The 12,673-nt window shown below is 39.6% G+C and carries 12 protein-coding genes and 1 pseudogene; 3 read left to right on the top strand and 10 right to left on the bottom strand.

Annotated elements, in window-relative coordinates; translation table 11 throughout:
* The first annotated feature begins 204 nt into the window (after window positions 1-204).
* The gene (locus tag IMO47_RS14565) at window positions 205-1,209 is read left to right on the top strand and encodes a GntR family transcriptional regulator (RefSeq protein WP_196075187.1); all 1,005 of its coding nucleotides are present in this window, start codon (window positions 205-207) and stop codon (window positions 1,207-1,209) included.
* Between the two features lie 27 nt (window positions 1,210-1,236).
* Here IMO47_RS14565 and IMO47_RS14570 read toward each other — a convergent pair whose 3' ends face one another.
* The 9 genes from IMO47_RS14570 to IMO47_RS14610 form a co-directional block, all read right to left on the bottom strand.
* Window positions 1,237-2,427, bottom strand: coding sequence for an extracellular solute-binding protein (locus IMO47_RS14570; RefSeq protein ID WP_196075188.1), 1,191 nt, complete (start codon window positions 2,425-2,427; stop codon window positions 1,237-1,239).
* Between the two features lie 230 nt (window positions 2,428-2,657).
* The gene (locus IMO47_RS14575; protein ID WP_196075189.1) at window positions 2,658-3,887 is read right to left on the bottom strand and encodes a carbohydrate porin; all 1,230 of its coding nucleotides are present in this window, start codon (window positions 3,885-3,887) and stop codon (window positions 2,658-2,660) included.
* Window positions 3,888-4,155: 268 nt separating this feature from the next.
* Entirely contained in the window at window positions 4,156-5,124 is a 969-nt protein-coding gene (locus IMO47_RS14580) for a GTP-binding protein (protein ID WP_196075190.1), read from the bottom strand.
* Window positions 5,125-5,126: 2 nt separating this feature from the next.
* Complete coding sequence (locus tag IMO47_RS14585) at window positions 5,127-5,423, bottom strand: hypothetical protein (protein ID WP_196075191.1); 297 nt, start codon at window positions 5,421-5,423, stop codon at window positions 5,127-5,129.
* Between the two features lie 19 nt (window positions 5,424-5,442).
* On the bottom strand, window positions 5,443-6,192 hold the full coding sequence (locus IMO47_RS14590) for an SDR family NAD(P)-dependent oxidoreductase (protein WP_196075192.1): 750 nt from the start codon (window positions 6,190-6,192) through the stop codon (window positions 5,443-5,445).
* Between the two features lie 86 nt (window positions 6,193-6,278).
* Complete coding sequence (locus IMO47_RS14595) at window positions 6,279-7,049, bottom strand: SDR family NAD(P)-dependent oxidoreductase (RefSeq protein ID WP_196075193.1); 771 nt, start codon at window positions 7,047-7,049, stop codon at window positions 6,279-6,281.
* Between the two features lie 10 nt (window positions 7,050-7,059).
* Window positions 7,060-8,439 carry an MFS transporter gene (locus IMO47_RS14600; RefSeq protein ID WP_242052672.1) on the bottom strand — a complete coding sequence of 460 codons (1,380 nt, stop codon included), beginning with the start codon at window positions 8,437-8,439 and terminating at the stop codon, window positions 7,060-7,062.
* Window positions 8,440-8,461: 22 nt separating this feature from the next.
* A complete protein-coding gene (locus IMO47_RS14605; protein ID WP_196075194.1) occupies window positions 8,462-9,346 on the bottom strand; it encodes a polysaccharide deacetylase in 885 nt (294 codons plus the stop codon).
* A gap of 56 nt (window positions 9,347-9,402) precedes the next feature.
* Window positions 9,403-10,749 (bottom strand): amidase, encoded by a 1,347-nt coding sequence (locus tag IMO47_RS14610; protein WP_196075195.1) that lies wholly within the window; start codon window positions 10,747-10,749, stop codon window positions 9,403-9,405.
* 454 nt (window positions 10,750-11,203) lie between these two features.
* On the opposite strand from IMO47_RS14610, the gene IMO47_RS14615 reads away from it, so the two are divergent.
* Both IMO47_RS14615 and IMO47_RS19720 read left to right on the top strand, forming a co-directional pair.
* Window positions 11,204-11,848, top strand: a complete 645-nt coding sequence (locus IMO47_RS14615) for a HEPN domain-containing protein (RefSeq protein WP_196076463.1) — start codon at window positions 11,204-11,206, stop codon at window positions 11,846-11,848.
* 153 nt (window positions 11,849-12,001) lie between these two features.
* Window positions 12,002-12,221: pseudogene (locus IMO47_RS19720) on the top strand (IS3 family transposase); the annotation flags it as partial.
* 16 nt (window positions 12,222-12,237) lie between these two features.
* Here IMO47_RS19720 and IMO47_RS14620 read toward each other — a convergent pair.
* On the bottom strand, window positions 12,238-12,657 hold the full coding sequence (locus IMO47_RS14620) for a hypothetical protein (protein ID WP_196076462.1): 420 nt from the start codon (window positions 12,655-12,657) through the stop codon (window positions 12,238-12,240).
* Window positions 12,658-12,673 lie beyond the last annotated feature (16 nt).

Raw genomic sequence — 12,673 nt, forward strand, 5'->3', positions numbered from 1 at the left:
ACTTTTTCTTTTTCTACCCGGTATGAATTTTTATATTTGATTATATTGATCTTTTTTTTACTTTAACGTTAAGCTAAGGGACAGTATACAAGCTGTATTATTGATTTTTCTTAATTTATTTCGATCAGATCGCTTAGCTTGGTCAATATTGGTGTAAATTATGATTTACTTGATTCCAGTCCTTTCCTAAATGTATATCCTGTTATGACGGCTCAAACATTTTCTCAAGCAAATTCACGTTATCAGAGTATTTTTGAGACTTTGCAAAATGTGATCGGCAGCCATACGCTGTCCACAGGCGTTGTCTTACTGGAAGGACCTCTTTCCAATATTTTTAACACCAGCCGTGTTCCTGTGCGTAAAGCACTACAACTTTTATTTGATCAACAGTTAATTTCGCGTTTTGAAGGTCGTGGTTATTTGGTTAACCCAAAACAATTAAAAGATATTGAACCGATCAGACTGGAGATTACACGAGAGTTATTGGGATTGGCATCTGATGAAGAAATTATTGATACCCGTTTATTAAGCGACAAAGTCTATGATGAGCTTTATCAATGTATTTCCCATATCGTTTTACATGGACATTATCGACTCGATGAACAACGGATTGCTGAGCATTTTAATGTGGGACGAAATGTTGTTCGTGAAGCATTAAAAAGCCTGCATTTACAGGGCTTAGTAGAAAAAGAAGCGTACGGCGATTGGCTTGCAGGTCCATTAACCGCACAAAGTGTAATCGAAAACTATGAACTGCGCTTAATTCTTGAACCATTGGCGTTAAAAGCCAATATTCATCATGTTTCTTATGATGATATTCAGCAGATGTTAAATCGTATTATCCATGCACAAACCCATAAACAGGACGTGAATGCCTCATTGATTCAACAGATTGAGGCAGATTTGCATCAAACGTTATGCAATATCAAATGGCATAATCAGAAAATGGCAAATATTTTATACAATGCTCAAAGCTCTATTCTGATTAGTCGAGTAATTCATGAGGCAATTCATTTGAGTAATTATGAGTTGATGTTAGAAGAACATAGCGCCATTTTAGAAGCTTTGTTGTGTGGTTCGATTGATCAAGGCGTAGAGTATTTAGAAAAGCATCTCATCAATGCCAAAAAGCGTTCGATTGAATATTTAAAGGTCTTTTCAATTATTCCTGAACCGAATATTCCTCCTTACCTTGAAAGAATTTCCTAATCATTTGAATGGAATAATGGTCGTAACTTAGTGCTGCATCAGGTTTTTCCATTTTCTGACCAAGTAGTTGTGTTCATCCATGACTGAATTCCAAACCCCGATATGTCCCATTCTTTCCATGTATGATCCACCTTGGCGCGACATCCCTTTTTTAATTAAAGGTTGCTGATCAATTCCCATCAATGCTTCTGCAGCAGGTTTACCCATGTACCAAAAATCCCATTCAGCCGAGCTTAAATATTCTCGTGCTCGCAGTGGATTGGAAATATACATGCCTTGTCTTGCCATCATGGCACCTGCCCAACCATCAAGCCACCAGTTGAGATATGCATAAGCCTGTTCTTTCATTTGCCCCTGTAAATTTCGAGATAATGCCAATCCTCCAAACCAGGCACGGTAGCCTTCTACGGGTTTGGCAATTTTAAAGTCCCGTTTTGCTTTTAATAATTTGATCAGTGCTGGATACCATAAACTGCCGATATGAATGTTTTGATCAACAATTAAATTATAGGCATGCTCATCGTCTGCCCAAAAATCTTTAAAATGCTGTTGCTGTTTAAGTTCAAGCAAAATTGAAGTTAATTGATCAATTTCAGATAAAGATAAATTCCCGATATCTTTAAACTGTAATTGTCCCGAACCTTGTACCGCCATTGCCAAATCGAGTGCACCAATGGCGGCATCGTTTTGTACGGTGACACAACCATTCCAATTTGGCTCTAACAGCCATGCCCAACTTTCAGCTTGATCATGTAGGCTTTTAGGTAAAAATTCTGGAAAATAAATAAAACTGTCTACATTGTGGGTCAGGGGAAGCATGCTGATATGTTCAGATTCCTGACGACCGAGCGTACCATCTTTTTGTACATATAATCGTTGACTTGGAACGCCACCTTTCGCCAGTTTTTGATCGGCAACCAAGGTTCCCTTTTTTGCTAAATCATTAATTTCATTCCATCGGTGAATTTTTTTTATTTCAATCGGTTGAATGGATCTCACTGGCCAAACAAAATCAATATTATGAAACCATTGATCGTAAAGGTCATATTGATCTGGATTTAATACGGCAATACGTTGTGCGGTTTGCGGGTCATGAATTTGATATTCAATATCAAAACCAAGCTCTTTTTCAGCTTGTTGTCGTATCGCTTCAATTAAGGTGACTGAAGTACCTAAGACCCTTAAAGTCGGTTTAGATGATGTTTTCAAAGTATGCATTATCCTGCTTTTTTAGGGAACAATCGTTTATTACAGACGCTGACTCTAAACTAAAATCATGATCCAAACCCTTAGAACTGATCATCATGATCTAACTTGAGTATTGTATATGCTGATTTGTTTATTTTGTAAATGTCATGATTTTTTGACTACTCACTTTAGTTTGAGTGAAACGTAGCGTATTGCAGTTACTACGTTTCTAACTGATCGGATATAAGATCAAAGGCATTTTAAAAATTAAGGTTAAACTTTAGCCCAGCCACCCAAGCATCACCCTGATTTTCATTTGCGCCAATATGGTCAATATATTGAAGATTGGGACGAACTTTAAGCCACGGTGTTGCAAGCAAACTATAATACAGTTCAGCATTGATCTCGTTATTCAACTGAGGATTTTGCCGGCTGTCGACAGCAATTCGTGATATACCAAGCCCAATTTCATCTTGTTTTCGCTGATCAAATAGACCTTTATAAGTCACAGCAAGTGTTTCTACATCATTAAAAATACTGGTTTTATTGTCATAAAGAGCAAATTGTCCCATCAATGTTAAACCGCGATTTACATCACCTGAATGGGTGGTGATCTGCTGTTTGGCTGAAATCCAAGTCCCATTCTTATGTTCTTTACGATCGTCTTTGATTTGGACGTTTGTTGCATCCGCAGTGCTGTAATAATGACCTAAACGATATTCACCAGCCAAGTTTTGAATTAAATTTTGAGGCTTCCAGATCAGCTCTATCGGAATCAGTGCACCCTTGGAACCATCTGTACTGAGGTTAAAGCCTTTACTTCTTTTTAGATTTTCAGGATTGTATTCATATGCACCTACTTGTGCCGATAAATTTGGAGAAATATTCCATTTAACGCGAGTTGCCCACTGACTCACAGGACCGTTATACCATTGATCTCCCGACCAATGCCCAATTTGACCTGCGCATAGGGCAAGATTTTGAAATTCGCAATCAAAACTGGCAAAGTCTTCACCGATACCCAATCGTCCGATTTTTACGTCTAACTTTTGATCGAAGAATTTCTTTTTAATCCATAAGTCCGTTAGACGCCAAGTCTGCCCTCGACCATACACTTCTTGAACTTGACTGATATGTGGAGACAGCACCTGTGACTTATTTTCAACTTGATTACCTGTTCGATAAGTAATATTGATCAACGCTTCATTATCATTCCAATCCAAAATTTTATTTAAATCAAAATTTCCTAAAAAACTCCATTGATCCGCATAGGCTGAATCTTTCTCACTGCTAATTTGGGTGTCAAGTACAGTTGCACCTTGACCAGTATAACTTATGCCAAAATCATAACCCTTTTCAATCAAAGATCTGCGTTGACCCTGTCCATCACCCAACATCCATAGGCTGTCATTTGAAAAAGCATTTTTTGCATAAATTGATGATGTTGAAGATAACCCTGATATTGCAATCATGCATACTATTTTTCTCATTTTTTACTCCATATTTTTGATGATTCATGTTCTTTTCTCTATAAAAAAACATAAAATTTAAAACCTCAGTATCCCTACTTTTGGAATTGTTCTAGTTCATGATGACTCCTTGATTATTGCTGTATTTATCTTTGCAGGCGGTGATAACTCCTTATGAAAACTTAAAAGTTGAGAGCCAAGAAAGTATTTTTAGTTGTTAAATCAAGGCGTAGAAATCCTATTCCATGTTTTTTAAAAACATCGAAGTTTGAAGGCTTTCGTGATTAACTTAGTTCAACTTTTCCATAAAAATTTGAAATGATTTTTGTATCTGCTCAAGATCAACATGCCTCACAATCATGACAATACGTGAATAGTGATCCTCCCAGGGCCACTGGGTTAAATGTTCTGGAGGATATAAACAGTGTTGTACGCCGTGAATCAGAACAGGCTGGTCAAATTCAGTTAAGTTTAAAATTCCTTTTACACGTAGAATATTTTCCCCATATTGCTTGAGTAATAGATTGAGCCATAGCCCCAATACCATCCAATCCAGTTTTTCTCTGCATTCCAATACACAACTTTGAGTCATTGCATGTTCTTTTTGTTGTGTTCTTAGAAAAAATTGCGGACGTGAAATATGCTGCTGTTGGGCTAGATCACGGCAAAAGAGATCATCAATGGAAGCCACTTGGTCGAGGGAGAGAATATTCACTTCAGGATGAACCTGTTGTATTTTCTCAGACAGAAGCTGTTGTGTTGAAAGGTCAACCCGATCAGTCTTACTCAAAATGATCTGATGCGCAGCAACAACTTGAGTTAACCATTCAGGATGCAAGTCAGCTTGTAAATGACCTAACTCAGCATCCACCACCGTACTTAATCCCTGCACATAAAACTGATTTTTAAGATGTGTATCATGATGAATTGTATTCAAAATTGCTGCTGGATTGGCTAAACCTGTCGTTTCAATAATGACGCGCTTAAAATCAGGAATGTTTCCCTGTTTACGTTGTTGTAATAACTTCAATAAACTGTCTTTTAAGTCGGTTAAAACGCTGCAACACATACAGCCATTGGCCAGTAAATAGGTATTATCAGCAACGGTTTGTACCAACAGATGATCGATGCCGACTTCACCCAATTCATTAATCAAAACAATCGTGCTGTCATTTTGTGTTTGTGTCAGTAGTTTTTTTATCAACGTGGTTTTTCCACTGCCTAAAAAACCAGTCACAATATGCACGGGGATCGTCATATTTATAAAGCCTCTAAATGTGATAACAGTCGAGGATCAAGAACATCTATTTTTTGTCCCGTTAAGTACTGGATTTCGTTCCATAATTGATCAAGCCCATTGGCAATACTTTGTTTGCCGGTAGGTGTCTGGATCAGATAGTTCACACCCTGAAAGTCAGCAATTGATAAGCGATAGGGTGCAGTAAGCTGATTAAGCAGTTTAATTTTACGTAAACGTTCTCGCCGTCTAGGCAGATCAGATCTTAGGCTGTCTGTCCAATCCTGTTGTTCACCCATTAATCCACATAATCCACACATTGCACGATTGCTCCATTGATTAAGGCATCACATCGCCACTGTTTGGTCCGAGTGTCTGACCCACATATAAATTGCCACCGGGATCCGACGCCAATAAAATTACAGTCGGAGCAATTTCTTCAGCAGTCCCAAAACGTCCCAAAGGCAACTGTTTGGCTTTTTCATCTTTCCAGCTTTGACTAATCCCATCGACCAGTGGTGTTGCAATTGGACCCGGCGCAATCGCATTGACCAACACATTGTCTTTAGCCACTTCTTGGGCTAAAGACTTGGTAAAACCAAGTACACCGGCTTTGGCTGCACAATAATGTGCCAGTTCAATCCCACCTTTAATCCCAAGTTGAGAAGAAATATTGATAATTCGTCCCCAATTTTGGTTGATCATATGAGGCAATGCCCGTTGACTGGTTAAAAATACACTGGTCAAGTCAATACGCAGCATGTCATCCCACATTTTCTTGCTGAGTTCTGTACATGGGGCTTGGGTTAAAATGCCTGCGTTATTCACTAAAACATCTATTCCACCATATGTTTCAACACAGCAATCCACAGTTTGATGCGCACCTTGTTCAGTGCCCAGATCAGCGACGATAGTGGTCACTTGCGTACCCAATTGGCGACAGAGCTGGGCAATTTGTTCCAGACCATCAGCATTTAAATCACTTAATAGCAAACGACTGTTTTGTTTAGCAAATGCTTGTGCAATCGCAGCACCAATACCGCTGGCGGCTCCCGTCACGACAACCCGACATTCATTTAATAATTTCATGTTTTCTTCCTAAGAAAAGAGCAGCTTGACCTCATTTACAATTTTCAAAATCAAGCCTGTCCAACATATGTGTAGGGGATTATTGATTAATCTGGCCAGCGAATGGTTAGACCACCATCAACAGTAATGCTCTGTCCCGTAATGTAACTTGCATCATCACTGGTTAAGAAGCGAATCAGTTTGGCCACCTCATCTGCGCGTCCCACACGGCCTAACGGAATTTTTTGTCCTGCACGTTTCAAACCTTCAGGACCAAGGGAGTTTTGAGCATCCAGGGATTGTGGTGTTTCAATCAAACCAGGAATAACTGCGTTACAACGAATTCCTCTAGGTGCAAGCTCAACAGCCAAAGATCTACACAAGCCAGGGATACCTGCTTTGGCCGCAGCATAATGGCTGTGTGCTTGCCAACCATAAACCCCTCCTGCGATAGAGGAAATGGCAACCATTACACCTGAACTTTGCATATACTGACTTGCTGCACGGAAGGTACGCATTACACCTGTTAAATCAACATTCAACATTTCATTCCATGCTTCATCTGTCATGTCTGTAATTGTGCTTTGGCGTAACAAACCTGCATTGGCAATCGCATAATCCAAGCGTCCAAAATGCGTTATCGTGCTTTGTACTGCGCTTTGCATAGACTCCGTATCGCTAACATCTACGTTAATCATGACACATTGTCCGCCTGCCTCTTCGACCAGTTGTTTGGTGATGTTTGGATCATGTGGATCTTGCTCAAAATAACCACCAACCACTCGAACATTCGTTTTTGCATAGGCAACAGCCAAAGCTTGTCCAATTCCACTGGCAGCTCCGGTAATAAATGCTACTGGAGTATTGCTTAAAGTCATGATCATCTCCTTATTTCACATCTTCAGGTTTAACGTGGCGCGCCATAAGCATCACCAAACCAGACAAGAAGCAAGGTAGGGCGCCAAACCAAATTGCGGCACTTGCCCAGGCTCCACCACCAGTAAGAATACTGGTGATACCCGCACCAGCTAGAATTGCACCGATCGGTCCCATCGCATGTACAATCGCGCCACCTGTTGCACGTATGCGTGTTGGAAAGGATTCCCCCATAAAAAACAACATTGCAGAGTAAGGACCTGTCAAGAAAAATAAACCGACACTATAAAGGGCGACCACTGTGACAAGGTCATGAGAGGCAACGATCATGGTATAGAATGCAACACCGCCACACATCCAGCCCATGGCAACAGTATTGCGACGACCAATGCGATCTCCCAGCCAACCGTGAACCAAATAGCCCACAAAACCGATCAGATTTGAGAGAATTAAAATGATTAATGAGTTCTGAAAAGACAAATTGTGAACATTCACCAACACAGATGTTCCCAATACGCTAAAGACTTGAATGGCAGACCAGTTCAGCAAGATCGCTAAACTGAGAACCAATGTTGGACGTAATGCCGCACCTTTAAAAGCAGCCATCACGCCCACTTTCTGTTGTTCGGGATCGTCTAAATGGTACTGACGTGCCAATTGATCTGCTTGTTCATTTTCTCCAGACTGTTTAAGTTGATTAATTTTTTGCACGACTTGAAACTGGGGACTTTCTTTTAAATTTCTGGCTAGAAAAGCAATGATAAATGCAGGAATAGCGGCAAAGATGAAACAACCCTGCCAACCCACATAAGGAAGTAAAATTGCAGTCAATGCTGCTGCAAGTAATGCTCCCACAGGCCAACCACTTTGCACTAAAGAGTAGATAAAGCCTTTACGTTTTTGAAACTGTTTATCTTTTGAAGTGGCATACATTTCAGTGAGGTACGTTGCATTTACCCCTTCTTCTGCATAGCCCAGTCCGGCAATCGACCGAATGGCAACCAGTGAACTTTTTCCAACCCCTGCCATTGCAGTCATCGCAGTAGCGATTGCTGTACCCGTCATGGTGAAAATAATCCCTTTGCGTCGACCAATACGATCTACAATTGGTCCAATTGCAAACGCGACAATTGCTCCACCAATTGCAATCCAAGTCACCAGACTGGCTTGTTCTGCCTCATTCCAGTTGAAATGTCCTCCCATAACAGGCAGCAAGGTGCCAAATAAAATAAAGTCATAAACTGCAAATACCCATGCAAAAAAAGCAATCCAAGATGCATAAGTGATATCTTTTTGCTGAATTTGTTCAGGCTGCCAGTTGATGGTTTTGTCTGGCGAAGCAGCCTGATTCACATCAATGCTGCCTTTAACATCTATGTTTTCGCTCATCATTCCTTTTCCTTCTATGGAATTTTTAACCTTTGCGAGGACAGCGCTGTGCGAAGTCGTTTGCAATTTCATCCATGGTGACGAATTTCACCCCATCGTGGGCTTTGAAGTGTTCAATCAGACGTTCCAACATCAATAAAACTTGTGGTCGACCGGATACGTCTGGATGCAGTGTGATTGGGAAAACGGCATAATCCATTTCTCGATAGACCCAATCGAATTGATCTTTCCACATTTGCTCGATGTCACGAGGATTGACAAAACCATGGCTATTTGGAGATTTTTTAATAAACATCATTGGGGGCAGATCATCGAGATACCAATTGGCTGGAATCTCAATCAATGCTGTTTCTTCACCACGAATCAATGGTTTCATCCATGTTTCGGGTTGTTGGCTATAATCGATTTTGGTCCACGAATCCCCGACTCGTACGTAATAGGGGGTGAAATCGTTATGCATCAAACTGTGGTCATATTTGATGCCTTTTTTTAACAAAAGTTCATTGGTGACATTACTGAACTCCCACCAGGGTGCGACATATCCTGTTGGACGTTTTCCCGATAATTCAGTAATGAGCGCAATGGCTTTATCCAGTACGGCTTCCTCCTGTTCAGGCGTCATGGCAATCGGATTTTCATGGCTATATCCATGCATACCAATTTCATGTCCAGCATCTACAACTGCTTTCATTTGTTCCGGGAATGTTTCTACAGAGTGCCCCGGAATAAACCAGGTGGTTTTTAAACCATACTTTTTAAATAGATTCAGTAAACGTATTGCCCCGACTTCACCAGCAAATAAGCCTCGTGAGATGTCATCAGGCGAGTCTTCACCGCCATAAGACCCCAGCCAACCCGCGACTGCATCAACGTCAATTCCAAATGAAACTAAGATTTCCTTTTTAGCCATGTCGTCATCCTCGATAAAAAAACGGTTAAGTGTTTGATTGAATTAAAATGATTGCGCTAATCAGTGTTGTTAAGAATATGTTCAATAGCTAGAGCAGCGGATAAAAGACTTTGATCATTGCCACTGTAGCTTGAGAGTAGAATTCCTGTAGGACGCCCATTTGAGTCGGTTCCATTCGGAAGTGAGATGCTTGGCATATCTAAATAACTGCCTGGCATGGTTAATCTGAGTGTCTTGAGATTTATTTGGGTAAATAAGGCTTCATCTGACTCTAAAGATGCAAGTTCTGGGGCGGTATGTGCAGTTGTCGGCGTCAGTAAAAATCCTTCAGCCAGTTCCATTTTTAACTTTGCTTTTAAGTGCTGTGCCATCTGATAAAGATGGATTTGACTAGAAGCCAATGTATTTTTTGCCGAAAGCAGACGTTTTCGTACCCGTGGATCCATGAATTCTGCTTGATTACTTTGTAACAGGGCTTCATGTAAGGTATATGCCTCAGCAGCACCTAACCATTGACCTGAGTCAATCAAGGTTTGTGCCTGATCAAAAGCATCTATGCGTTGATGCACAACCTGTATCTCAGCCTGTTGAAGTATTTCAATTGTTTGTATGAAATTTTGCTTCACAGCGTCTTGAATGTTTGGATGCTCAAGCAGTTTTAAATCAATATGGATTTGAATGTTCTTTGACTTAGGCACAGAAGGAATATTTGCGTGATATTGCTCGAGTAATAACTGATCCAGGACCATACAATCACGAACACTGCGACTGATTGGACCTAAGCTATCCAAGCTTGCTGCAAGAGGAAAGACTCCTTTTTTACTATAACGTGAACCACTACTCCGATAACCCACTAAGCCATTAAAGGATGCAGGAATCCGAATTGAACCTGCAGTATCCGTTCCCATAGAAATAGGCACAATTTTTTGTCCTACAGATGTTGCGGCGCCTGATGACGACCCCCCAGGAATGCATAGTGGATCGGCTACATTCTTGGGTGTACCAAAGTGTGGGTTCAAACCTAGACCAGAGTAAGCAAACTCTGTCAAATTGGTTTTTCCAAGATTGATCATGCCCATACGAGTCAATTGCATGACGACATCTGCATCATGCTGAGCAATGGCATGATGCTCTCGCGTTTTTGAACCTGCAGTAGTTATCGTTCCCTGCACATCAAAAAGGTCTTTCCAAGTAATGGGAATACCATCAAACAAAGATAGCGGTACATGGGCTTTCCAACGCGCTGTAGAAGCGCGTGCTTCTCGATAAGCACGTTCCAAGCTCAAGGAAATAAAAGTGCTGTCATTGACCTGTTGTATGACATCACATGCTCTTTCCAATTCTTGGAGTGGGTCGGTTATTCCTTGTGCATATTGCTTTGATAAGGAAATCGCATCATCCATGCTATACTCCTGATAATTGTATATTTTAATAATAAATACATTTTTAAATTGAATTTAATCTTAAATCAAAACTTGTAAAGAGTAAATAATGTACGATTAAAAAATAATTTATTTTTGATTTTTTATTTAATGTTTAATAATATCAATAAATTAAAGTATTTATTTTAAGATGTATTCTTTAATAAAATAATCATTAATTAAAAGTGACTCAAAATTTCACTCAATTTATTGCTATTCCAAATAAGACGATTGAATTTGACGAAGTGGATATTTTTTTTACGAATCATTTAACGGCTTTGAAATTTTGAAGATTTTTCCAGTGATTCTCTTGTTGAATGTTTTTGTGATAAAGATAAATTTATCTCAATGGTTTTAAAATTAAGATAAATAACTTGCTCACAGCACTGTCGTTGCGTAAGGTAAATCATCAAAAAAATAATCTAAGGTATTGGGGATGTTGGTTTTAGAAGAAGTTTATAAAAGTAAAAAAGCAGAAAATTCTGAGCAATTCAATTTACGTATACATCGCGGCTTAAGCTGGCTCAAAAAAGCGGTAATTCTGCAAAGTGATCTTGATTTGAAATTCCTCAGTTTATGGATCGCCTTAAGTGCAATCAATCCGCAACCGGTTAAAACCCATAACGGCGAGCAAGATTTTAGCCAGTTTTTCGGTTCCCTAGTGCGATTAGATCGAGAACAAAAAATTCAGCATATTGTTTGGGACAGATATCATGATGCGATTACTCGGCTGATTGAAAGTCCCTATACATTTCAAAATTTTTGGGATGATCAAAATCAAAAAATAAATCAGAAAGTATGGAAACAGGCATTTCTTGCAGAAAAAAAGCATGTGTCTGAAGCACGACAAGCACAGGATTCAATCTGCTTATTGGGGATTGTTTTTCAACGTTTATTGACTTTACAACATCAAATTATACTGGGTGGAGCAACCTGTAACAGCTCAATGAATCGTAAATTGCTGCAAGATGGTTGTAATATCCTGATTGCAGTCATCCCTGCATGTATGCATATTATTTTGGAAAATCCTCAAAATTTTGATTTTGATACGCCGTTTTATCCATTATTACAAGTATCATGAATTAAAAGTGAACAAGCCTCCATCAGGTGAGGGCTTGTTGTGTAGACTGTTTTAAGCAGATTTTATTTTATTGATATAGAGGCGATCTAAAAGAGAAAACAGTGCTGCTCCAAATACCAAGCTGAGTCCAACCAAACAGGTCATGGTCCAGCCTCCGTGACGCCAAGCATATTTTATACACTAAAGAGACATGCTGTACATGACAGCATATTTGCTACAACAAACCAATTCAGTCTTGTTTGAATAGATTGAAGTTTATTTCAATCAAATCAGAAAGCATTCTGCAAACGGTTGCTTAAGCTCAGAAGTATTTGAGCAAAAATATTTTAAGAGTTTAAAGGGAAATCCTGTCTACAATACTGGTTGGTATTAGTTTTAATTTATGAGACTCAATAGTGGCTGAGTTTATCCGCAAGATTAGCTATACGGTTCAGACGGCAAGACTGTGCATCTAACATTTGTCCCTGTCCTTCGGTTTTAGGCTCCCAATTACAATACTTACTGGTGTTTTCCCACCATGCTGCGATCTCATCCATCTGCTGGTCTTTTTTTACACTGTCTGGACGACTGATAATTTTGGCAACGGCCTGTTCAACGCGGTTCTTATGTTGAGCATATTCTTGGTCCATACAGCTTTGCATCTCAAATGTTACAGCACCACTTTGCTTGATGCATTGACCATAACTGCTGCTTAATTTGGCATGAATATAAGAATCATCTGGAAGAGGGTGAGCTATTTCATCATCGGCAAAAGCTGCAAAAGGAAGAAAAGAGATAAACAATAATGTAGTACCTTTAAATTTTTTCATATGTTTAACCTTTAGT

The organism is Acinetobacter sp. Res13-Abat-PEC15-P4-01, assembly GCF_015676285.1.
Taxonomy (GTDB): Bacteria; Pseudomonadota; Gammaproteobacteria; order Pseudomonadales; family Moraxellaceae; genus Acinetobacter; species Acinetobacter nematophilus.